This is a genomic window from Paraburkholderia sp. 32, assembly GCF_050435345.1.
Taxonomy (GTDB): Bacteria; Pseudomonadota; Gammaproteobacteria; order Burkholderiales; family Burkholderiaceae; genus Paraburkholderia; species Paraburkholderia tuberum.
On sequence record NZ_JBNDKD010000003.1, the window covers coordinates 2,342,491 to 2,365,629 of the forward strand.

The 23,139-nt window shown below is 61.8% G+C and carries 21 protein-coding genes; all 21 read right to left on the reverse strand.

The features are described 5' to 3' along the window. Positions 1-38: 38 nt before the first annotated feature. The 21 genes from atpG to OKW26_RS33760 all read right to left on the reverse strand — a co-directional run bounded on the left by atpG (position 39) and on the right by OKW26_RS33760 (position 22,885). Positions 39-923 (reverse strand): F0F1 ATP synthase subunit gamma, encoded by an 885-nt coding sequence (gene atpG / locus OKW26_RS33660; RefSeq protein WP_184036910.1) that lies wholly within the window; start codon positions 921-923, stop codon positions 39-41. Positions 924-1,063: 140 nt separating this feature from the next. Next, positions 1,064-2,605, reverse strand: coding sequence for a F0F1 ATP synthase subunit alpha (atpA, locus tag OKW26_RS33665; RefSeq protein WP_090802398.1), 1,542 nt, complete (start codon positions 2,603-2,605; stop codon positions 1,064-1,066). A gap of 56 nt (positions 2,606-2,661) precedes the next feature. Then, a complete protein-coding gene (locus tag OKW26_RS33670) occupies positions 2,662-3,201 on the reverse strand; it encodes a F0F1 ATP synthase subunit delta (protein WP_090802396.1) in 540 nt (179 codons plus the stop codon). 2 nt (positions 3,202-3,203) lie between these two features. Continuing rightward, on the reverse strand, positions 3,204-3,674 hold the full coding sequence (locus OKW26_RS33675; RefSeq protein ID WP_090802394.1) for a F0F1 ATP synthase subunit B: 471 nt from the start codon (positions 3,672-3,674) through the stop codon (positions 3,204-3,206). 136 nt (positions 3,675-3,810) lie between these two features. Then, positions 3,811-4,080, reverse strand: a complete 270-nt coding sequence (gene atpE, locus OKW26_RS33680; protein ID WP_007180033.1) for a F0F1 ATP synthase subunit C — start codon at positions 4,078-4,080, stop codon at positions 3,811-3,813. A gap of 81 nt (positions 4,081-4,161) precedes the next feature. Next, entirely contained in the window at positions 4,162-5,013 is an 852-nt protein-coding gene (atpB, locus tag OKW26_RS33685) for a F0F1 ATP synthase subunit A (RefSeq protein WP_429356342.1), read from the reverse strand. A 165-nt stretch (positions 5,014-5,178) separates the two neighbouring features. After that, a complete protein-coding gene (locus tag OKW26_RS33690) occupies positions 5,179-5,724 on the reverse strand; it encodes an ATP synthase subunit I (RefSeq protein WP_429356343.1) in 546 nt (181 codons plus the stop codon). A 575-nt stretch (positions 5,725-6,299) separates the two neighbouring features. Next, positions 6,300-7,187 carry a ParB/RepB/Spo0J family partition protein gene (locus tag OKW26_RS33695; protein ID WP_090802389.1) on the reverse strand — a complete coding sequence of 296 codons (888 nt, stop codon included), beginning with the start codon at positions 7,185-7,187 and terminating at the stop codon, positions 6,300-6,302. 18 nt (positions 7,188-7,205) lie between these two features. Continuing rightward, complete coding sequence (locus OKW26_RS33700) at positions 7,206-7,997, reverse strand: ParA family protein (RefSeq protein ID WP_090802387.1); 792 nt, start codon at positions 7,995-7,997, stop codon at positions 7,206-7,208. Positions 7,998-8,068: 71 nt separating this feature from the next. Then, a complete protein-coding gene (gene rsmG / locus OKW26_RS33705; RefSeq protein WP_429356344.1) occupies positions 8,069-8,752 on the reverse strand; it encodes a 16S rRNA (guanine(527)-N(7))-methyltransferase RsmG in 684 nt (227 codons plus the stop codon). Continuing rightward, the gene (gene mnmG, locus OKW26_RS33710) at positions 8,749-10,707 is read right to left on the reverse strand and encodes a tRNA uridine-5-carboxymethylaminomethyl(34) synthesis enzyme MnmG (protein WP_429356345.1); all 1,959 of its coding nucleotides are present in this window, start codon (positions 10,705-10,707) and stop codon (positions 8,749-8,751) included. The genes rsmG and mnmG overlap by 4 nt, the downstream gene beginning before the upstream one ends. Before the next feature lie 174 nt (positions 10,708-10,881). Further along, positions 10,882-11,658, reverse strand: coding sequence for an ABC transporter ATP-binding protein (locus tag OKW26_RS33715; RefSeq protein ID WP_429356346.1), 777 nt, complete (start codon positions 11,656-11,658; stop codon positions 10,882-10,884). Beyond that, positions 11,658-13,442 carry an ABC transporter permease subunit gene (locus tag OKW26_RS33720; protein ID WP_429356347.1) on the reverse strand — a complete coding sequence of 595 codons (1,785 nt, stop codon included), beginning with the start codon at positions 13,440-13,442 and terminating at the stop codon, positions 11,658-11,660. The genes OKW26_RS33715 and OKW26_RS33720 overlap by 1 nt, the downstream gene beginning before the upstream one ends. A gap of 4 nt (positions 13,443-13,446) precedes the next feature. Then, positions 13,447-14,502 (reverse strand): branched-chain amino acid ABC transporter permease, encoded by a 1,056-nt coding sequence (locus OKW26_RS33725; protein WP_429356348.1) that lies wholly within the window; start codon positions 14,500-14,502, stop codon positions 13,447-13,449. 219 nt (positions 14,503-14,721) lie between these two features. Beyond that, positions 14,722-15,882, reverse strand: coding sequence for an ABC transporter substrate-binding protein (locus tag OKW26_RS33730; RefSeq protein WP_429356349.1), 1,161 nt, complete (start codon positions 15,880-15,882; stop codon positions 14,722-14,724). Between the two features lie 419 nt (positions 15,883-16,301). Then, positions 16,302-17,468: an ABC transporter substrate-binding protein gene (locus tag OKW26_RS33735; RefSeq protein ID WP_090802374.1), complete on the reverse strand. Its 1,167-nt coding sequence runs from the start codon at positions 17,466-17,468 to the stop codon at positions 16,302-16,304. Between the two features lie 559 nt (positions 17,469-18,027). Next, a complete protein-coding gene (locus OKW26_RS33740) occupies positions 18,028-18,999 on the reverse strand; it encodes a branched-chain amino acid ABC transporter permease (RefSeq protein ID WP_167368667.1) in 972 nt (323 codons plus the stop codon). Continuing rightward, the gene (locus tag OKW26_RS33745; protein ID WP_184036882.1) at positions 18,999-19,883 is read right to left on the reverse strand and encodes a branched-chain amino acid ABC transporter permease; all 885 of its coding nucleotides are present in this window, start codon (positions 19,881-19,883) and stop codon (positions 18,999-19,001) included. The genes OKW26_RS33740 and OKW26_RS33745 overlap by 1 nt, the downstream gene beginning before the upstream one ends. 190 nt (positions 19,884-20,073) lie before the next feature. Next, on the reverse strand, positions 20,074-21,288 hold the full coding sequence (locus OKW26_RS33750; protein WP_184060997.1) for an ABC transporter substrate-binding protein: 1,215 nt from the start codon (positions 21,286-21,288) through the stop codon (positions 20,074-20,076). A 62-nt stretch (positions 21,289-21,350) separates the two neighbouring features. Beyond that, entirely contained in the window at positions 21,351-22,109 is a 759-nt protein-coding gene (locus OKW26_RS33755; protein ID WP_184036876.1) for an ABC transporter ATP-binding protein, read from the reverse strand. Continuing rightward, the gene (locus OKW26_RS33760; protein WP_018418872.1) at positions 22,106-22,885 is read right to left on the reverse strand and encodes an ABC transporter ATP-binding protein; all 780 of its coding nucleotides are present in this window, start codon (positions 22,883-22,885) and stop codon (positions 22,106-22,108) included. The genes OKW26_RS33755 and OKW26_RS33760 overlap by 4 nt, the downstream gene beginning before the upstream one ends. Positions 22,886-23,139: the final 254 nt, after the last annotated feature.

Below are 23,139 nucleotides of genomic sequence, written 5' to 3' on the forward strand. Positions count from 1 at the left end.
CCGCTCGGGCGCACACGCAACGACCTGCCTGACCGGGGTCAGACGGCCGCCGCTCCACCGACGATTTCCGACAGTTCTTTCGTGATCGCGGCCTGACGGCTCTTGTTGTAGACGAGCTGCAGATCGTTGATGACCGTCTTCGCGTTGTCCGAAGCGGCTTTCATCGCGACCATGCGGGCCGACTGCTCCGATGCCATGTTTTCCGCGACGGCCTGATAGACCAGCGCTTCGACATAACGCACCAGCAGTTCGTCCACCACTGCCTGCGCATCCGGCTCGTAGATGTAGTCCCACTGCGTGCTCGGCGTCGTACCGTCTTCTTCCGTGCGCTCGAACTGGTCCGCCGACAATGGCAGCAGTTGCTCGATCACCGGCTCCTGCTTCATCGTGTTGACGAAGCGTGTGTACGCGAGGTACACCGCCGAAATCTTCCCTTCCGAGTACAGGTCGAGCTGCACCTTCACAGCGCCGATCAGTTTTTCCAGATGCGGCGTATCGCCCAGTTGCACGACGTTCGACACGACTTTCGCCTGCAGTCGGTTCAGGAAGCCCAGACCCCTGCTGCCGATCGCGGTTGCCTCGATCGTCTTGCCCTGGCCTTCCAGTTCCTTGAACTTCTGCAGCGACGCACGCAGCACGTTGGTGTTCATCCCCCCGCACAGACCTTTATCAGTCGTGACGAGGATGATGCCGGCCGCCTTCGCGCCTTCGTTCGACACCATGAACGGGTGACGATACTCCGGGTTCGCACGGCTCATGTGCGCGGCGATATCGCGGACCTTGTCGGCATACGGGCGAGCAGCGCGCATGCGCTCCTGAGCGCGGCGCATCTTCGATGCGGCCACCATCTCCATCGCTTTCGTGATCTTGCGCGTGTTTTGCACGCTCTTGATCTTGCCGCGAATTTCCTTCATTCCAGCCATTGCTTGCTCCTTTGTCGGCCCGAGTTAGCGCTTTAGCGCTTACTCGGGTCCCATGCAATGCGGCCGAAGTAGCGCGGGAGCATTCGCATGCGGCCCGCGCCGCTTCAAGGTCCGTTTATGCCTTGCGGATCACTCGCGGATCAATAAGCGCCGGACTTCTTGAAGTCTTTGACGGCCGTGTGCAGCAGGCCTTCGTCGTCCTTCGAGAGTTCCTTGGTGTCTTCGATACGCTTGACCAGGTCAGCATGGCTCGACTTCAGGTGGTCGCGCAAGCCCTTTTCGAACGGCAGGACTTGAGCAACTTCGAGGTCGTCGAGATAGCCGTTATTCGCCGCGAACAGCGACACAGCCAGTTCCCACACCTGCAGCGGCTGATACTGCGGCTGCTTCAGCAGTTCCGTCACGCGGCGGCCGCGCTCGAGCTGCTTGCGGGTCGCTTCGTCGAGGTCCGATGCGAACTGCGCGAACGCAGCGAGTTCGCGGTACTGCGCGAGGTCGGTACGGATACCGCCCGACAGCTTCTTCACGACCTTCGTCTGAGCCGCGCCACCCACACGCGACACCGACACGCCAGCGTTAATCGCCGGGCGGATACCTGCGTTGAAAAGGTCGGTTTCAAGAAAGATCTGGCCGTCGGTAATCGAGATCACGTTCGTCGGAACGAATGCGGTCACGTCGCCTGCCTGCGTTTCGATGACCGGCAGTGCCGTCAGCGAACCGCTCTTGCCCTTCACTTCGCCGTTGGTGAACTTCTCGACGTACTCTTCCGACACGCGAGCAGCACGCTCAAGCAGACGCGAGTGCAGATAGAACACGTCACCCGGATAAGCTTCACGGCCCGGCGGGCGGCGCAGCAGCAGCGAGATCTGACGGTATGCCCAAGCCTGCTTGGTCAAGTCGTCATAAACGATCAGCGCGTCCTGACCGCGGTCGCGGAAGTATTCGCCCATCGTGCAGCCGGCGTACGGTGCGAGGTACTGCATCGCAGCCGATTCCGAAGCCGAAGCGGACACGACGATCGTGTATTCCAGCGCGCCGGTTTCTTCCAGCTTGCGCACCACGTTCATGATCGACGAAGCCTTCTGGCCGATCGCGACGTAGATACAGAAGAGGTTCTTGCCCTTCTGGTTGATGATCGCGTCGACTGCGACTGCGGTCTTGCCGCACTGGCGGTCGCCGATGATCAGCTCACGCTGGCCACGGCCGATCGGCACCATCGCGTCGATCGACTTCAGACCGGTCTGGACCGGTTCCGAAACCGACTTACGCCAGATCACGCCCGGAGCAATCTTTTCGATTGCATCGGTCTTCTTCGCGTTGATCGGGCCTTTGCCGTCGATCGGGTTGCCGAGTGTGTCGACCACGCGGCCGAGCAGTTCCGGACCCACCGGCACTTCCAGAATGCGGCCCGTCGTCTTGACGATGTCGCCTTCCGAAATGTGTTCGTATTCACCCAGAATCACGGCGCCGACCGAGTCGCGCTCGAGGTTCAGCGCGAGACCGAAGGTGTTGCCCGGAAATTCGAGCATTTCGCCCTGCATCACTTCCGACAGGCCGTGGATACGCACGATACCGTCGGTCACGGAGATCACGGTGCCCTGGTTGCGAACGTCTGCGCTCGCGTCAAGGCCCTGGATCCGGCTCTTGATCAGCTCGCTGATCTCAGAGGGATTGAGTTGCATTATTCGCTCCTGATAGTCAATTCTGTTGCGTGCCAGCCGCTAAAACGCGAAGCGCTTCAGGCCGTCAGGGCCGTTTGCATGCTGGCGAGCCGCGCGCGGACCGAGGTATCGAGCACTTCGTCGCCGACCGTCACGCGTACGCCGCCGATCAGCGAGTGATCGACTTCGACTGTCGGCTTCAGCTTGCGCTTGAACTTGCGTTCGAGGCTTGCGACGAGTTCGTTCAACTGCGCACCTTCGAGCGGGAATGCGCTGACGATCAGCACATCTGCTGCCCCTTCGCGGGCGTTCTTCAACTCTTCGAACTGCGAGGCGATTTCCGGCAGCAACTGCAGGCGATGGTTGTCCACCAGCATCTGCACCAGATTCTTCGCTTGCGCGTTGTCCTTGAGCGGCGACTTGACCGCGGCCAGCAGCAGATCGCTTACCTGGGCACGGCTCACTTTCGGGCTCGAGGCGATCGACAGCACTTCGGGCAGACGCGCAACCTGTGCCAGCTCCTGCACGAGCGTGGACCAGGCGGCGATGTCACCAGCTTCGGCCACGCCAAACAGCGCTTCCGCGTACGGACGGGCGATGGTTGCAAGTTCGGCCATGATCAGAGCTCGGCTTTCAGTTGATTCAGCAGGTCAGCATGAGCCGCCTGGTCGACTTCGCGCTGCAGGATCTGTTCAGCGCCCTTCACAGCGAGTGCAGCAACTTCGCCACGCAGCGCTTCGCGCGCCTTCACGACTTGCTGATCCGCGTCGGCCTTCGCCTGCGCGATGATGCGGGCGGCTTCCGCCTGCGCCTGAGCCTTGATTTCGTCGGCGACTGCGACAGCGCGCTTTTCAGCGTCGGCAATGCGTTGCTGGCCGTCGTTGCGAGCCTGAGCCAGTTCCTGGTCGACGCGCTTGTGAGCGGCTTCGAGTTCCTGCTTGCCCTTTTCCGCGGCGGACAGACCGTCGGCGATCTTCCTCGCGCGCTCGTCGATGGCGTTGATCAGCGGCGGCCACACGAATTTCATCGTGAACCACGCGAGGATCAGGAACACGACCATTTGCGCAAACAGGGTTGCGTTGAGATTCACGGTGTTTCCTTAAACGTTGCTAGTTCGGAAAGTGAAACGGCAAGGCGCTCATCGATTCTGCTCGATCAGCGCCCCAGTACCCGTTCCGCCCTGCGCCTTTACCAGTTATAGCTCAGGCGCAAACCTCCGAGGAACCTCAGCCTGCCAGCTTCGAGAGCAGCGGGTTCGCGAACGCAAACAGCATTGCCACACCAACGCCAATCAGGAACGCCGCATCGATCAGACCAGCCAGCAGGAACATCTTGGTTTGCAGCGGGTTCATCAGTTCCGGTTGACGGGCGCACGCTTCAATGTACTTGCCGCCCATCAGACCGATACCGATACAGGCGCCGATAGCACCCAGGCCGATGATGATGCCGATACCGATGGCGGTCAGACCCTGGATGTTGGCGATGAAAGCTTGCATGATCACTCCTTTGTGAAAAGTCTTTTAGAACTGGTTGGAACTGGGATTTAAAAAACTACGATTCTTTGCCGACAACGCAGGTTAGTGCGTGTCGTGTGCCTGGCCGATGTACACCAGCGTCAGCATCATGAAAATGAACGCCTGCAGCAGAACGATCAGGATGTGGAAGATTGACCACACTGTGCCGGCGACCACGTGGCCGATGAAGCCAAGCACCGTCGTGTCCGCGCCGAAGCTCCAGAGGCTGCCGAGCAGGGCAATCAGCAGGAACAACAGTTCGCCCGCGTACATGTTGCCGAACAACCGCATGCCGAGCGAGACCGTCTTCGCGACGAACTCGATGATGTTCAGTGCGAGGTTCGGGATCCACAGCAGCGGATGCGCGCCGAACGGAGCGGACAGCAGTTCATGCACGAAGCCGCCAGCGCCCTTGATCTTGAAGTTGTAGTAAATCATCAGCACGAACACGCCGAGCGCGATACCGATCGTGCCGTTCAGGTCGGCGGTCGGCACGATGCGGTGGTGCGGGATGGCTTCGGACAGACCCAGCCAGCCGATCACACGGCCCGGCAGGTCGACGGGTATGAAGTCGAGCGAGTTCATTAGCGCGACCCAGACGAACACGGTCAGCGCGAGCGGCGCGATGAAGGTGCGCGAGCCGTGGATCATGGCCTTCGATTGATCCTCGACCATTTCGACCAGCATTTCGATCGCGCACTGGAAACGGCCCGGCACGCCGGACGTTGCCTTGCGGGCTGCCATGTGCAGCACGAAGATCGTGACGAGGCCGCACACGATCGACCAGAAAAGGGTGTCGAGATTCCACACGTGGATGTCGAAAATCGACGTCTGATGCGCGGTGGAAAAGTTCTGCAAGTGGTGCGCGATGTACTCGGACGGATCCATTGCGCGCGTGCCTTCGCTAGCTGCCATATCGTTAAAGCCACCCAAATTGTCGAAAATCGTTCGAGGCCGCTCCCGCCGGAACACTGTGTTGCGGGAACGCGCCGGGTGCGGGCCCTGTCTCACCCGCACACCCGTGCCGGCGCTGCGCGCCGGCCTTAAATTCTTTTTGCTGCTGTTTTTTGTGCTGCTACCTTAGCGCCACGCCAAGGCGATCCAGTAAGTCTTCAGCGCGATGAGGTAGGTCACGAGCAGCGGAATCCAGCGTACGTCGTGATACCAGAAGGCGATTGCGACAAACATCGCAATCGTTGTCCCCATCTTGAGTGCTTCGCCGATCATCCAGCCCATCACGGTCTCGGCGCCGCCCTGCTTTTTCAGTCGTGCCGCGAACAACGCGCCCGGCACCCAGCAGATCGCCCCCCCGAGGAACGCGGACAGCGCAGCAGCGCCCGGCGGCTTGTAGAACAGCCACCACAACAGCGTTGCGACCAGGGACAAAACCATTTGCGCTGCGACGACCCTGAACGGCGTTACGCGCGATGGACGACCCACGCCGGGACCAAACAGCTTTTCCGCCTCGGCCCGCGTGAGCGGAACGATATTGTTATCTTCCTGCGCGTCATCCCACGCTTCGGCCGGATCGAACTGCCGACTGGAGGACATCTCGGGTGCGGAGCGCTCAGCGCGGTGTCTGTCGTCACCATTCTCCGGCGACAGATTCGACGTTTTGACCGCCATCGCAATGTTCCGAAAGTCTCGTTCAGCCCGCGAGTTTACGCAGCGCTTACGGGGTTGCCGTGCAATTAAATCCGGGCGATTGTAAGCGATAGTTGCAGGCAATTCAAGACTTTAGGCCAGCCTATAACCGCGTGAAACTTCCCTTCACGATGCGGTAAAACGTACGCTAACGACGCGAAACACGTCAAATGTAAGGCGGGCGGGGGACGGCAAAACCCGTGCGGGTGGTCGCGTGGATCGAAGCTCGTTGGCAGTGCGTTCCGACGCAGCGGCAGACGTCTCGAAAATGCAACAAATGCCTCTTTTTTAAGGGCTGAACGGGATAGCTCTTCTATTGAGCTGAATCAGCCTCACCGCAAATTTCGATGATGATCGGGTCGCTTTTGATAGCGGCTCGTCAGGATGATTATCGCGTGAATGTGGAGCGTCCGAAGCTAGGATTCCTGATTATTCGTGCATCGGTTGTTTTGGAATCCACAATAGTCGCTCGCACCGAGGTAGACCAACTCGCGGCAGTGCTCATGCACAGGCCGCCAGCCGTTCACCACTCTTGCCTGCTGAGCGCCAATCTGTGCTCAGACGTTCGCGTTCCCGCGCAAACGAACCAGAATGCCTTCCAGTGCGTCGAGATCGCCGAAGTCCACCAGCACCTGGCCGCGACCGCGTCGGCCGAGCTTGATTTTCACCGTAGCGGACAGCAGGTCCGACAGTTCCTCTTCCAGGCGTCGCGTGTCACGGCCGCCGTCCGGATTCGCGCGGGCCTTGGCCGCCGGCGTCACCTTCGTGGTCATCGCAACCAGCTTTTCCGTCTCGCGCACAGACAGGCGCTTGTTGACGACCTGGTTGGCCAGCGTGATCTGTGTCGCGGCATCGACGGCGAGCAGCGCGCGAGCGTGGCCCATGTCGAGATCGCCGGCGAGCAACATCGTCTGTACCGGTGTCGCAAGGTTCAGCAGACGCAGCAGGTTCGACACCGCGCTGCGCGAGCGGCCCACCGACTCTGCCGCCTGCTCATGTGTGAAATTGAATTCGTCGAGCAGGCGCTGGATACCCTGGGCCTCTTCGAGGGGATTCAGATCCTCGCGCTGGATGTTTTCGATCAGCGCCATCGCCGCGGCGGCCTGGTCGGGCACGTCCTTCACAAGCACCGGCACCTCGTCGAGGCCCGCAAGCCGCGCCGCGCGAAAACGCCGCTCCCCCGCGATGATCTCATAGCGGTCCGCCGCGATCGGACGCACGAGAATCGGCTGCATCAGCCCTTGCGCGCGGATGCTCGCCGCAAGCTCCTGCAGCGCGCCTTCGTCCATGCGCGTGCGCGGCTGGTATTTGCCCGCCTGCATCTTGCCGAGCGGCAATACGTTCGGCGCGCCGTCGATCACCGCTGCCTCGGTGATATCGGCGGTGCCGCCGAGCAATGCCTCCAAACCGCGGCCCAGTCCCTTCTTTCTTGCTACTGCGTTCATCGTGCTTCCTCGATCCGCTTAGGATGCCTGGGGCGCGTCATTCAGCGCGCGCACCCGCTCAATCATTTCGACGCCGAACTGCACGTACGCCTGCGCGCCTCGCGACGCCCTGTCGAACACCACACCGGGCAGCCCATAGCTGGGCGCCTCGGCCAATCGCACGTTGCGTGGAATCACCGCGTCGAAGACCTTGTCGCCGAAGTGCTCTTTCAATTGATCCGAGACTTGCTGTTGCAACGTAATGCGCGGATCGAACATGACGCGCAGCAGACCGATCACCTTGAGGTCGCGATTCAGATTCGCATGGACCTGCTTGATCGTGTTGACGAGGTCGGACAGCCCTTCGAGCGCGAAGTATTCACACTGCATCGGAATGACGACGCCGTGCGCGGCGCATAGTCCGTTGAGCGTCAGCAGTGACAAAGCCGGCGGGCAATCGATCAGCACGAAATCGTACTCGCCCTCGACCCCGGCGAGCGCCGCCTTCAGTTGACGCTCGCGATTCTGCATGCTGACGAGTTCGACCTCGGCGCCCGCGAGCTCACGGTTCGCGGGAAGCACGTCGTATCCGACCGCCTCGGGCCGTACGCGGGCATCGGCCACCGACACGTTGTCCACGAGCACCTCGTAGACCGTGTTCGTACATTCGGCCTTGTCGATACCGCTGCCCATCGTGGCGTTGCCTTGCGGGTCCAGATCGATGAGAAGGACTCGCTGTCCCTGCGCTGCCAGGCTCGCGGCCAGATTGACTGTGGTGGTCGTCTTGCCGACGCCGCCCTTCTGGTTCGCAACGCAGAAGATTTTTGCCATCGTTGGTGTGTCCCTTTTGCTGCTTGGATGAAGTGAAAATCGTTGAGGGTGTTGACAGGCCGAGGCGGCCGTCAGCTTTCGGGGTCCACTCGCACCTCGATCAGATGCCGCTCGGCGTCGAGCGACGGCACGTTCAGCCGGATGATCTGTTCCACGTGGGCGCCCGCCGGCAGACGCGTAATTTCGGCATCCGGCCGCATACCCTTCATCGCCCAAATTGCGCCCTGCTCCGCAACCAGATGACGGGCCAGTGTAACGAAATCCGAGAGTTCTGCGAACGCGCGCGAGACAATTACGTCGAACTTTGCCGGTACTTCGGCGCCAGGCCGCAGCGTCTCCACCCGACCGGTCACAACCGACAGGTTCGCGAGGCCCAGTTCCGCCTTCGCCTGCGACTGAAAGGCAGTCTTCTTATGGACGATGTCGTTCGTCGTGATGGTCCAATCGGGTAGCACGATCGCGAGCACGATGCCCGGCAGCCCCCCGCCCGAACCGACGTCGAGCACCGACGACGGCCCGCGCGGCGCCAGGTGCGGCACGATCGATAGCGAATCGAGAATGTGCTGGATTAGCATCTGCCTCGGATCGCGGATCGCTGTCAGGTTGTAGACGTTGTTCCACTTCGCGAGCAGCGCGACATAATCGAGCAGCTTGCGTTGCTGCGCGTCGCTGAGTTCGAGACCAAGTTCACGGACACCGTCCGCCAGCAATGACGCCAAGGCCTGCTGGTCGATTCCCCTCTGCGCTGCCGTCATTGAACCACCGGCGTGCTGTCGGCGCCGGGCTCGGCGGACTTCGACGGACGACGCCCGAGGCCACGCTTCAGATGGACCATCAGCAGCGAGATGGCGGCAGGCGTGATACCGGAAATACGCGACGCCTGTCCAATCGTTTCCGGCCGGAACTGCATCAACTTCTGGCGAGCTTCGAACGACAGCCCACGGACCTCGGTGTAGTCCAGCCCTTCAGGCAGACGCGTGTTCTCTTGCGCCTCGTTGCGTTCGATCTCACCGGCCTGTCGGTCGATGTAGCCCTGATATTTGACGCCGATTTCGATCTGTTCCTTGATTTGCGCGAGCAGCACGGGGTCTTCCGCAAGTGCTTCGGGCGCACCACAAGTGCCGTCACGCAGCCCACAGACGCCGTCGTAGCGGACGCCCGGACGACGCAGCAGGTCCGCGAGACTGTATTCGTGGTCGATTGGCTTGCCAAGCAAGGCGGTCGCCTCTTCTGCCGATAAGGTCTTAGGATTGACCCAGGTTGAACGCAAGCGCTGTGTTTCACGTGAAACAGCGTCACGCTTGCGACTGAAGGCGTCCCAGCGAGCGTCATCGACCACGCCGAGTTCGCGCCCGATCTCCGTCAGCCGCGTATCGGCGTTGTCTTCGCGCAAGCTCAGACGGTACTCCGCGCGGCTCGTGAACATCCGGTACGGCTCGGACACCCCGCGCGTGACCAGATCGTCCACGAGCACGCCGAGATAAGCCTGGTCGCGACGCGGACACCATGCTTCCTTGCCTTGCACAAACAGACCGGCGTTGATGCCGGCCAGAGTGCCCTGTGCAGCTGCCTCTTCGTAGCCGGTCGTACCGTTGATCTGTCCGGCGAAGAACAGGCCACTGATCACCTTCGTTTCTAGCGATGCCTTCAGGCCACGCGGATCGAAATAGTCGTACTCGATCGCGTAGCCCGGGCGCAGGATATGCGCATGCTCGAGCCCGCGCATGGAACGCACCAGCTCGAGCTGCACGTCGAAGGGCAGGCTCGTCGAGATCCCGTTCGGATAGAACTCGTTGGTCGTCAGACCTTCCGGCTCGAGGTAGATCTGATGCGATTCCTTCGACGCAAACCGGTGAATCTTGTCCTCGATCGACGGGCAATAGCGTGGCCCCACCCCCTCGATCACGCCCGTGTACATTGGCGAACGATCGAGACCGCCGCGAATGATGTCGTGTGTCCGTTGATTCGTATGCGTGACCCAGCATGGCACCTGGCGCGGGTGCTGCTCGACACGCCCGAGGAACGAAAACACCGGCACCGGGTCCAGATCGCCGGGCTGCTCTTCGAGCTGCGAATAGTCGATCGTGCGACCGTCGATTCGCGGTGGCGTACCGGTCTTAAGCCGGCCCTGCGGTAGCTTCAGCTCTTTCAACCGCGCCGACAGCGAAACCGCAGCCGGGTCGCCCGCGCGTCCGCCGGTGTAGTTGTTCAACCCCACGTGAATCTTGCCGTCGAGGAACGTGCCCGCGGTTAGCACCACCGCGCGCGACCGGAAACGAATACCCACTTGCGTGATGGCGCCGACCACGCGGTCGCCCTCGACCATCAGATCGTCGACGGCCTGCTGAAATAGCCAGAGGTTCGGCTGATTCTCTAGACGATGGCGGATCGCCGCTTTGTACAGCACGCGGTCAGCCTGAGCGCGCGTCGCGCGGACCGCCGGTCCTTTCGACGAATTCAGGATCCGAAACTGGATGCCGCTTTCGTCGGTAGCGGCCGCCATGGCGCCACCCAGCGCGTCGACCTCCTTGACCAGATGGCCTTTGCCAATGCCGCCAATCGACGGATTGCAGCTCATCTGACCAAGGGTTTCGATGTTATGGGTCAAAAGCAGCGTTTTGTTGCCCATGCGCGCCGACGCCAAAGCAGCTTCGGTGCCGGCATGACCGCCACCGACGACGATTACGTCAAATTCTGAGGGAAAAAGCATCGCGGGATCTCACGCCAGATCGTCGCGTGAGCCTTCAAAAGAAATGTATGGGCGAATTATAACGGGTTCAGTTTCGGCCCGAATTTCGTCCGAATGGTGAAACAATAAAAAGCGGTGTGTTTCACGTGAAACACACCGCTTCCAGAGACAGCGATCAGCGAAATAAGTGCGGGCTTATGCGACCTTTTTGGCAAGACCGAGATAGGTTTCGATCACCCGGGGATTTTGCGCGAGCTCGGTTGCCGGTCCTTCCAGTGCCAACTCGCCGGTTTCCAGCACGTAGCCGTAGTCCGAGATCTGCAATGCAGCGCGCGCGTTCTGCTCGATCAGCAGCGTCGCGACGCCCGTCTGCCGCAAGGCGCTGATGATGTGAAAGATTTCCTTCACGATCAGCGGCGCGAGACCGAGGCTCGGCTCGTCCAGCATCAGCAGATCGGGCTTGCCCATCAGGGCGCGGCCGACCGCGAGCATCTGCCGCTCGCCGCCGGAAAGCGTGCCGGCCGCCTGCTTGCGCCGCTCCTTCAGCCGCGGAAACAGTTCGAACACCGGTTCCAGCTGATCGAGAAAGTTGCGCTCCCCTGCTCGCTTGCGCCGGTAGGCTCCAAGCAGCAGATTGTCCTCGACGGTCATCGAAGCGAAAAGCTCGCGCTTTTCAGGCACCAGGCACATACCAAGCGCAACGCGTTTTTCGACCGGCGTCGCGCTGACGTCGTCGCCCTGATAGGAAACCGCGCCTTTCGCATGACCGGACGTCGGCAATGCGCCCATGATCGCATTCAGCAGCGTCGACTTTCCCGCGCCGTTCGGGCCGATCACGGAGACGATCTGCCCCGCCCGCACCTTGATCGCCGCATTGTGCAGCGCTTCAACCTTGCCGTAGCGGACGGACAATTGGCTCACTTCGAGAATCGGTCCCGCCGACGCCACGCCGGTCGTTGTCATGTCGTCCATCATTCCACCCCACCCAGATACGCTTCGAGCACCGCCGGATCCTGCTGGACTTCCTGCGGCAGGCCCTCAGCGATCCGCGTGCCGAACTCCATCACCACGAGCCGGTCCGTCAAATTCATCACGAAATCCATGTCGTGCTCGACGAGCAGCACGCTCATCCCTTCTGTCTTCAGTCTGCGCAGCAGTTCGGCGAGCTGAAGCTTTTCCTGATACCGGAGACCAGCGGCCGGTTCATCGAGCAATAGCAGAGTCGGGTCGCAGCACAGGGCGCGCGCAATTTCGAGAATCCGCTGTTGACCAAGCGCCAGGCTGCCCGCTTCGTCATACATGTGCTGTTCGAGGCCGACGCGGCGAATCTGCCGAGCGGCTTCGGCCATCAACCGCTGCTCTTCGGAGCTGTTCAGCCGCACGACACTGCGCCACACGCCCGCATGGCCACGTAGATGCGCACCGATCGCGACGTTCTCGAGCACGGTCATACCCGGCAGCAGCTTCACGTGCTGGAACGTCCGGCCGATGCCGCGCTTGACGATTTCACGCGAACTCAGCGCATCGATGCGCTCGCCGCGGAACGTGATCTCGCCGCTTGTCGCCTGCAGCACACCGGTCACGAGATTGAAGGTCGTCGACTTGCCTGCGCCGTTCGGTCCGATCAGCCCGATGATCTGCCCTGCTTTGACCTCGAAGCTGACGTCGTTCACCGCGACGAGACCGCCGAACTGCTTGCGCGCCTTGTTCACCGTCAGCAGGTCTTCGCCGGTCTGTGGCTTGTTGCGCTGCGGCAGAGGATCCGCGTGATCGGCGAGATGCGCCCGCGGGCCACGCGGGAAAAAGCGCGCGACGAACGGCCAGACGCCCTGCCGCGCGTACTGCAGAAGCAGCACCATGATGATGCCGAACACGATCACTTCGAAGTTGCCGTTCTCGCCGAGCAGTTTTGGCAGCAGCGTCTGCAAATAATCCTGCAGCACGGTCAGGATCGCCGCGCCGAGCACCGCGCCCCAGACGTGCGAGACGCCGCCCACCACCGCCATGAACAGGAACTCGATGCCGTGATTCAGTCCGAACGGCGTCGGATTCACGGCGCGCTGCAAGTGCGCGTACAGAAAACCCGAGACCGACGCAAGCACCGCCGCATAGACGAAAATCACGACGCGCATCCAGCCGGTGTTGACGCCCATTGCCTCGGCCATCAGACCACCGCCGCGCAACGCGCGGATTGCGCGACCCGGCCGGCTATTAAGCAGATTCTGAACAGAGACGACCGCAGCGAGCACGACCACCCAGATCAGGTAATAGATATGGCGGCCGGACTCAAGATTGATCCCGAAAACATTCAACACCGGGATGCCGTTGATGCCGTCGTACTTGCCGAGCATGTCGAGATTGCCGAACAGGTAGAACAGCGCGAGCCCCCACGCAATCGTGCCGAGCGGCAGAAAGTGGCCGGATAGGCGCATCGTCACGAGACCGAGCATCAGCGCAACCAGGGCAGTGACGATCACGCCCGCGATCAGTGCGAGCCACGGCGACACGCCGAAGTTCGTCGTCAGATACGCGGTTGCATACGCGCCGATGCCAACGAACGCGGCCTGCCCGAAGCTCGTCATCCCGCCGATGCCGGTCAACAGCACGAGGCCGATCGCGACGATCGAATAGAGACCGATGTAGTTCAGCAGCGTGACCCAGTACTCGGGTACATGGATCGGATGCGGCAGAACCGGCAAAGCGAACAGCACCACGAGGAACAACCAGAAGAACTTCTTTTGCATGATTCGTTTCATCGTGTCACTCCTCTTCCTCTTCGGCGTGCGGGCTCGCCAGACTGCGCCACAGCAGCACCGGGATGATTAACGTGAACACGATCACTTCCTTATAAGCACTAGCCCAGAACGACGAATACGACTCCAGCAGACCAACGAGAATCGAGCCGGCCGCCGCCAGCGGATAGCTGACCAGACCGCCGATGATCGCGCCCACGAAGCCCTTCAAACCGATCAGGAAGCCCGAGTCGTAGTAGATCGTCGTGAGCGGCGCGACGAGGATGCCGCACAGTGCGCCGAGCCCCGCCGCAAGCGTGAATGCGAGGCGTCCCGCCTGCGTGGTGCCGATGCCGACGAGCCGCGCGCCGAGCCGGTTCACCGACGTCGCGCGCAACGCCTTGCCCGAAATCGAGCGATCGAAGTACAAATACAGCGCGCCGATCAGCACGGCCGCGGTGCCGATCACCCACAGGCTCTGTCCGGAGATCGACAACGTACCGATGTTGAACGTCGCATCGGAAAACGCGTTGGTGCGCGAGCCTTCGGCGCCGAACATCACGAGGCCGAGACCGACCATCACGAAATGCACGGCCACCGCGACGATCAACAGCAGCAGCGTGGTCGCCTCCGCGATCGGCTCGTAGGCAAGGCGATACACGAACGGACCCATCGGAATCACGATCAGCAGCGTCAGCGCGATCTGCACGATCATCGGCAGCGGCTGCAGGAAGATGCCGCGCGTGAGCGCGTAGACCGCGATCGGAAACAGCAGGTACTTCCCCGCCAGCACGGGCAGCGTGCGCGCCGCATGACGACGCCGCTCAGCATGCCGCAAGACGGCCGCCGTCTCGACGACGAAGCATGCCGCGCCCATCGCCATCAACAGCCAGCAGGTGGCCGGAAACTTCTGCGTTTGCAGTGCGGCGAGCGTCAACGCACCGTACGAAACGAACTCCCCTTGCGGGATGAAGATCACCCGCGTGACGGAGAACACCAGCACCAGCGCAAGCGCGAGCAGCGCGTAGATCGCGCCGGTCGTGATGCCGTCCTGCGCGAGGATCGCCGCAATTGATAGATCCATACTTCCTCGTCCTGAAGCGTCGAAATCGAAAGACCGGGAAACAGTCGCGACGGCGCGGTGCGAAGCCGGCCATCGATCTGCATGTCTGAAAAGACAACCGCCGCGCCGGGACGCGGCGCGGCGGTCGATGCCATTGTCGTCGAACACAATGGCAATGCGGCGTCATGCACCGCAGATTGTGCGAGAGGCGCGTACCGCTACTTGTTTTTGTAAATAGTCTTAGTTGTTCTGCAACTTCCACTTGCCGTCGACGATCTGCACGATCACGCGTGCGCGCTGGTCGAGGCCGTTGTGGTCGGTCGCGGTGGTGTTCATGATGCCGTGCGACACTGGCAGCTCCTTGATGTTTTCGAGCGCGTTGCGCAGCGCCATGCGGAACTCCGGCGTGCCCGGCTGGGCGGTCTTCAGCGCGACCGGAATCGCAGCCTGCAACATCTGGCCGGCATCCCATGCGTGGCCGCCGAAGGTCGCGACCGAACCCGCGCCATACGCCTTCTCATAGGCGTTCTTATAGGCTTCCGCCGACTTCTTCACCGGGTTCGAATCCGGCAATTGATCGACGACAAGAATCGGACCGGCCGGCAGCAGTTCGCCTTCGCAATCCTTGCCGCACACACGCAGGAAGTCGTTGTTCGCGACCCCGTGAGTCTGATAGATCTTGCCCTTGTAGCCACGCTCCTTCAGCGTCCTGGCCGGCAGCGCCGACGGCGTGCCCGAGCCCGCGATCAGCACCGCGTCGGGATTCGCGCCCATCGTCTTCAGCACTTGGCCCGTCACCGATGCATCGGTGCGGTTGAAGCGCTCGTTCGACACGATCTTCAGGTTGTGCGCTTTGGCGGCGGCGTCGAACGTCGTGTTCCAGCTGTCGCCGTATGCGTCCGAGAATCCGATGAAGCCGACCGTCTTCACGCCGTGATGCTGCATGTAATCGGCGATCGCTTCGGCCATCAGGCTGTCGTTCTGAGGCGGTTTGAATGCCCATGCGCGCTTCGCATCCATCGGCTGAATGATCGCGGCCGATGCCGCGAGCGAGATCACCGGCGTCTTGCCCTCAGCGGCCGGATCGAGCATCGCGAGCGAATTCGGCGTGACGGTCGAGCCGATGATCGCGTCGACGTGGTCTTCGTCGATCAGCTTGCGCGTGTTCTGCACGGCCTTGCTGGTGTCCGACCCGTCGTCGAGGATGATGTACTGCACGCTCTTGCCGCCGATCTCCTTCGGCAGCAACGCGATCGTGTTCTTTTCAGGAATCCCGAGCGACGCGGCCGGCCCCGTCGTCGACAACGTGACGCCGATCTTCACCTGCGCGAATGCAGCCCCCGCGCCGCACATCAGCGCCATCGCGATGCCGGTGCGTACCCAATGCCTTGTCTTTTTCATTGCGAGTCTCCAAACGCTTTGAAAAGCGCCTATCTGTAAGCCGGCTTGCTGGGCCGGGTGTTTGAATCTAGTGAGCGGGTTCAGGTGTGCCAAGCATGGTTTTCCCTGCTCGGCGCGCATACCTTCCCCAGCTGCGTTGGGTACCGCTCCTCTCGCGTCGCGCGAGTGCGCATTCGCGTCATACGCCGCGTTTCTGTGCCGGGGCTTTATTCCAACCAGGCATCTCATAAACCACTAATATGTTAGTAGTTTGCGTTCTGCATTATCGACGGTCAAGAGAGCGTGCGCCAAATGCGGGTTTGTCCTGAAGCAGCGAAACCACACTTTTGCGCGATGCGGACACCTGGCCCGGGTAATAAAAAAGACGCGTCAACTGCACGCGTCTTTTTCGATGAGGTCCCGTGGCGCAGAGCCTTCGCTCAGTCGCCGGCGAGCTTCCACTTGCCGTCGACGATCTGCACCATCACGCGCGCCCGCTGATCGAGGCCGGCATGGTCGTTCCCGCTCATGTTGAAGATGCCGTGCGACGCGGGCAGATCTTTCGTGCCTTCGAGCGCGGCACGCAGCGCCTCGCGGAATGCCGGCGTGCCTGGCTGCCCCTTCTTCAACGCGAGCGGAATCGCATGCTGCAACAGCAGACCCGCGTCCCATGCGTGACCGCCGAACGTCGACACCGACCCCGCGCCATATGCCGTTTCATACGCATGCTTGTACGCAAGTGCGCTCTTCTTCACCGGATTCGCCTCGGGCAGTTGCTCGGCGACCAGCAGTGGGCCAGCGGGCAGCCACGTGCCTTCGCAATCCTTGCCGCACACGCGCAGGAAGTCGTTGTTCGCGACGCCGTGCGTCTGATAGTACTTGCCCTTGTAGCCGCGCTCCTTCAGCGTTTTCTGCGGCAGCGCGGCCGGCGTGCCCGCACCGGCGATCAGCACCGCGTCCGGGTTCTGCGACATCATCTTCAGCACCTGGCCCGTGACCGATGCATCGTTGCGCGCGAAGCGCTCGTTCGCGACGATCTTGATCTTCGCGAGGTCAGCGGCTTTGCTGAATTCCTTGAACCAGCTCTCGCCGTACGCGTCGGAAAAGCCGATGAACGCGACCGTCTTCACACCGTGATTGGCCATGTGCTGCGCAATCGCCGTGGCCATCAGAATGTCGTTTTGCGGCGTTTTGAAGACCCATCCACGCTTCGCGTCCATCGGCTCGACGATGCCCGCGGCCGCGGCCAGAGAGATCATCGGCGTCGAGGTTTCGGCAGCGACGTCGATCATGGCGAGCGAGTTCGGCACGACGGTCGAGCCGATCAGTGCATCGACGTGGTCTTCGCTAGTGAGCTTGCGGGCGTTCTTGACCGCCTGGGTGGAATCGGTTGCGTCGTCGAGGACGATGTAGTCGATCTTCTGGCCCGCCACTTCTTTCGGCAGTAGCGCGATCGTGTTCTTTTCCGGAATGCCGAGCGATGCGGCCGGTCCTGTTGCCGACACGGTGACGCCGATTTTCACGTCCGCGAATGCATGGCCGCTCCAGGCAGCCGAGACCCCTGTGGCGACCAATGCCGCGCTGATCCAACGCAATGCCGACTTCATCCTGCTCCTCTATTAACCCCGTTATTCAATTGCAATTAAATCCGCGGATTTAATTGCCAAACCCAGTGGTCGGTGAATAAGCGAGTGTAGCGGACGCAAGCGCCGTGCTGCAAGCGTTTCGCAGGCTTGTGATGTTTACCTGCAGCGGTTGGCGGAGAGTAAAAAATGGCGCGTGAAATAGCCGGGCGATCGCGTCAAAGATTCGATAAACACAAATAAAAAAGCGCTGTTGGATATCAATCCAACAGCGCTTTCTTCTGGGCACTGAGTGCCTCACTTGTCTCCTCGTTCTCCACCTGCAAATTCGTGGTGCATCAGAACTGCATGAAGATTAAACGACCACCCCAACAGTCACAACTAGCAATTACCCTAGTGGTGCACTGCGGCACCGGATTGGGGCGCGTAGGGCGCTTTTCGTCGCACGGTTTGCCACAGGTTCGCCCGAGTCCCTGATCCAGCGGACCTTCAGCACGAGCCGCAATTAGATCGGACGTCGAAGCAATTTCGTACCGCACTGCATCAAGCGAGCGACCACGCGGGCGGGATCAAACAGCCACTCTCAAGCCCGCAACGGTCGCACTCGCGCGACGATCTCACCGACGATGCCGCGCCGGAACGCCAGCACACACGCGATGAAAATCAGCCCCGTGACGATCGTCACCGATTCGCCGAGCGAGCGGAACCAGTCGATGCCGGTCATCGACGCGAGTGCCGCGCCGATATCGCCGAGCCTGTCTTCGAGCGACACGATCAACGCGGCGCCGAGCAACGGCCCGAACAGCGTGCCCATACCGCCCACCAGCGTCATCAGGATCACGAGGCCGGACATCGTCCAATAGGCATCGCTCAGCGTTTCGAAGCCCTGCACCAGCACCTTCAGCGAACCCGCGAGACCCGCAATGCCGGCCGACAGGATGAATGCGAGCAGCTTGAAACGGTCGGTGTCGTAGCCGAGCGACACCGCGCGCGGCTCGTTTTCCTTGATCGCGACGAGCACCTGCCCGAACGGCGAATGCACGATCCGCACGATCAGCAGGAAAGCCGCGACGATCACCGCGAGCACGACGAAATATAGCGCGAGGTCCGAAGAGAGATCGAGCACGCCGAACAGCTTGCCGCGCGGCACGCCTTGCAGACCGTCTTCCCCGTGCGTGAACGGCGCCTGCAGGAACACGAAGTAGACCATCTGCGCGAGCGCGAGCGTCACCATCGCGAAGTAGATACCCTGACGGCGAATCGCGAAGAAGCCGACGACGAGCCCAAGCAGCGTCGCCGCCGCGGTGCCGCTCAGCACGCCGAGCTCCGGCGAAAAGCCGAGCGTCTGCATCGCATAGCCGGTGACGTAACCGGCCGACGCGAGAAACATCGCATGACCAAAGGACAGCAAGCCCGTATACCCGATCAGCAGATTGAAGGCGGCCGCGAACAGCGCGAAGCACAGCACCTTCATCACGAAGAGCGGATAGATGCCGAGCACCGGCACCGCGAGCAGCACGATCAGCAGCAGACCGTAGAGCACCTTTCTCTGCATCATTTTTCCCTGCCGAAAAGACCCGCCGGACGCACGAGCAACACGAGCGCCATGATCACGAAGACGACGGTCGCCGACGCCTCGGGGTAGAACACACGCGTGAGTCCTTCGACTACGCCGAGCATCAGGCCGGTCAGGATCGAGCCCATGATCGAGCCCATCCCGCCGATCACGACCACCGCGAACACGGTGATGATCATCGACTGGCCCATCAGGGGCGAGACCTGAATCACCGGCGCGGCGAGCACGCCGGCAAACGCCGCGAGCGCGACGCCGAAGCCGTAGGTCAGCGTGATCATCAGCGGCACGTTGACGCCGAACGCCTCGACGAGCTTCGGGTTTTCGGTGCCCGCGCGCAGATACGCGCCAAGCCGCGTCTTCTCGATCACGAACCATGTCGCAAAGCACACGACCAGCGACGCGACGACCACCCATGCGCGATAGTTCGGCAGATACATGAAGCCGAGATTGGTCGCGCCCGACAGCGCCGACGGCACATCGTACGGCTGGCCCGACGAGCCGTAGATCGAATGGAATACGCCCTCGATCACGAGTGTGAGGCCAAACGTCAGCAACAGGCCATACAGATGATCGAGCTTGTAAAGCCAGCGCAGCATCGAGCGCTCGATCGCGACGCCGACCAGTCCGACGATCAGCGGCGCGAGCACGAGCATCACCCAGTACGGCAGATTGAAATACGACAGCCCCATCCACGCGAGCATCGCCCCGAGCATGAACAGCGCGCCATGCGCGAAGTTGATCACGTTGAGCAGGCCGAAAATAATCGCCAGCCCGAGGCTCAGAATCGCGTAGAACGAGCCGTTCACGAGCCCGAGCAGAAGCTGGCTCAGCATCGCCGGTAGCGGAACGCCAAAGATGTCCATTGAAGCCCTTAGCCCTTCAAGCCATCGTCAAGGTGAGATCGGTGACGCACGATCCGGCCGGCACGCGACGAGCGGCGACGCCGCCCATCGGCGTACGGCATCTGAAACGGTCATCCGCCAGCGCGTGCCCCTGCAGCGCCGGCGGTTCTCTCAGGTCTGCGCGGTCCTCGACCGCTTACTGCGCCCGCGCTTACTTCCACAGCGCGCAGCGGGTCTGCGCCTTGGTCGTGAAGACCTGATCGCCCGGAATCGTCGCAGTGATCTTGTAGTAATCCCACGGCTCCTTCGATTCGGCCGGCGTCTTCACCTGCATCAGGTACATGTCGTGGATCATGCTGCCGTCCTGACGGATGTAGCCCTTCGCGTAGAAGTCGTCGATCTTCGTCTTGTGCAACTGCGCCATCACCTTGTCCGGATCGGTCGAGCCCACCGCCTGCACCGCCTTCAGATAGTTCATCGCCGCCGAGTAGTCGGCAGCCTGCAGGCTCGACGGCATCTTCTTCATCTTGTCGAAGTACCGCTGCGACCACTTGCGCGTGTCGGCGTCCTTGTTCCAGTACCAGCTGTCGGTCAGCACCAGACCTTGCGTCGTTTCGAGACCGAGGCTGTGCACGTCGTTGATGAACATCAGCAGCGCGGCGAGCTTCATCGTCTTGGTGATGCCGAATTCCTTCGCGGCCTTGATCGCGTTGATCGTGTCGCCGCCCGCGTTCGCGAGGCCGAGGACCTGTGCCTTCGACGCCTGCGCCTGCAACAGGAACGATGAGAAGTCCGACGCCGACAGCGGATGACGCACCTCGCCGAGCACCTGGCCGCCGTTCGCCTTCACGACCTCCGCGGTCGCTTTTTCGAGCGCCTTGCCGAATGCGTAGTCTGCCGTCAGGAAGTACCAGGTCTTGCCGCCCTGCTTCGTCACGGCCGAGCCCGTGCCGTTCGCGAGCGCGGTCGTGTCGTATGCGTAGTGGATCGTGTACGGCGTGCATTGCTCGTTGGTCAACGTATCGGCGCCGGCGCCGACGCTGATATAGACCTTGTGCTTCTCGCCCGCGACGGTGTTAGTCGACAGCGCGGTCGCCGAGTTCGTGCCGCCGATCACCATGTCCACGCCGTCGCGGTCGAACCACTCGCGAGCGCGGGATGCCGCGATGTCCGCCTTGTTCTGGTGATCCGCGTACAGCACCGTGATCGGCTTGCCGTTGACCTTGCCGCCGAAGTCGGCGACCGCCATCCGGATCGCTTCAAGACCGCCCTGCCCGTCGATATCCGCGTACAGCCCCGACATGTCCGTGATGAAGCCGATCTTTACAGCATCGTCGGCCGCTTGCGCGCTGCCCAGCGTCAGTGCGGTGCCGGCGGCGACCGCGAAGCAGAGCGAGGCAATTCGCGCGAGTGGGTTCTTTTTCATGCATGTCTCCTGGTTCTTCGCTTGTGGTTATCAGAGGCAGTCGGGCGCGCGTGTGTCCGTGTCTATACGCCCAGTAAATCGTGCAGCACCGGCATCTTGCCTTCGAGTTCGCTAGCCCCGAAATGCTCGACGATCATGCCGTGCTCCATCACATAGAAACGATCCGCGAGCGGCGCGGCGAAGCGGAAGTTCTGCTCGACCATCACGATCGTGTAGCCGCGCGCCTTCAGCGTAACGATCATGCGCGCGAGCGCCTGCACGATCACGGGCGCGAGCCCTTCCGAGATTTCGTCGAGCAGCAGCAGATTCGCGCCGGTGCGCAGAATCCGCGCGACCGCGAGCATCTGTTGTTCGCCGCCCGAGAGCCGCGTGCCCTGACTCATGCGCCGCTCGTGCAGATTCGGGAACATCGCGTAGATTTCCTCGAGCGACATCATGCGCGCCTTGTCGCCGACGGGCGGCGGCAGCAGCAGATTTTCCTCGCACGACAGGCTCGAAAAAATGCCGCGCTCTTCCGGGCAATAGCCGATGCCGCAATGCGCGATGCGATGCGTGGGCAAGCCGACCGTTTCGCGTCCGTCGATACGGATCGAGCCGGTACGGCGACCCGTGAGGCCCATGATCGCGCGTAGCGTCGTGGTGCGGCCCGCGCCATTGCGCCCGAGCAGCGTCACGACCTCGCCGCGGCCGACCGACAGATCGACGCCGTGCAGAATGTGGGATTCCCCGTACCAGGCTTGCAGTCCCGCGATTTCCAGCGCGGGTGCGCCGCTTTTCGTTTCGTTCGCTTCGAGGCCTTCGCGCTCGACCGTCGTATTCATGCGTGGGCTCCGGCGAGCGCCGCGTCGGCGCTGCCCATGTAGGCTTGCATCACGAGCGGATTCTTCGACACTTCCGCGTAGCTGCCCTCGGCGAGCACTTCACCCCGTTGCAGCACGGTGATCGTGTCGGAGATACCGGCGATCACATTCATATTGTGTTCGACCATCAGGATCGTGCGTCCGGCCGACACTTTCTTGATCAGCGCGGTCACGCGATCGACGTCCTCATGACCCATGCCTTGCGTGGGCTCGTCGAGAAGCATCAGTTCCGGCTCCATCGCGAGCGTGGTCGCGATTTCGAGCGCGCGCTTGCGGCCGTAGGCGAGCTCGACCGTCAACACATCGGCGAAATCGGTCAGGCCGACCTGGGTCAGCAGATCCATCGCGCGATCGTTCAGACGGCGCAACGTACGCTCGCTCTTCCAGAAGTGAAACGCGGTGCCGAGCGAGCGCTGCAACCCGATGCGCACGTTCTGCAATGCCGTCAGATGCGGAAATACCGCGGAAATCTGGAACGAACGGATGATGCCGCGCCGCGCGATCTGAGCTGGCCGTTCGCCAGTGATATCGACACCGTTGAAAACGATCTGGCCCGCGGTGGGTTCGAGAAATTTGGTGAGCAGATTGAAGCAGGTGGTCTTGCCCGCTCCATTGGGGCCGATCAGCGCATGGATCGAGCCGCGGCGCACGCGCAGGTTCACGCCGTTCACGGCGACAAAGCCTTTGAACTCGCGGGTGAGACCGCGCGTTTCGAGAATCGTATCGCCGAGAATCATGTTCCCTTCCATACGGAGTAAGGCGAAGCACTACGATCTTTCCGCGCGAAGCTCCGCGCGACTTGTTATTTTTGCGGCACCCCTTGCCGCTCGTTGGCGTGCTGCACCAATCCGGACGGTGAGCCATGGCGCGGCACGCAGCATGGCTGCCATTGTCGCGCCAATGATGCAGCGCAATCATTGGGATTTGCACTTAGGGAACGAGGCCCGCGCCGTGCGTATGTGACGCGCGGTTCACACGCTTCACGTACGCG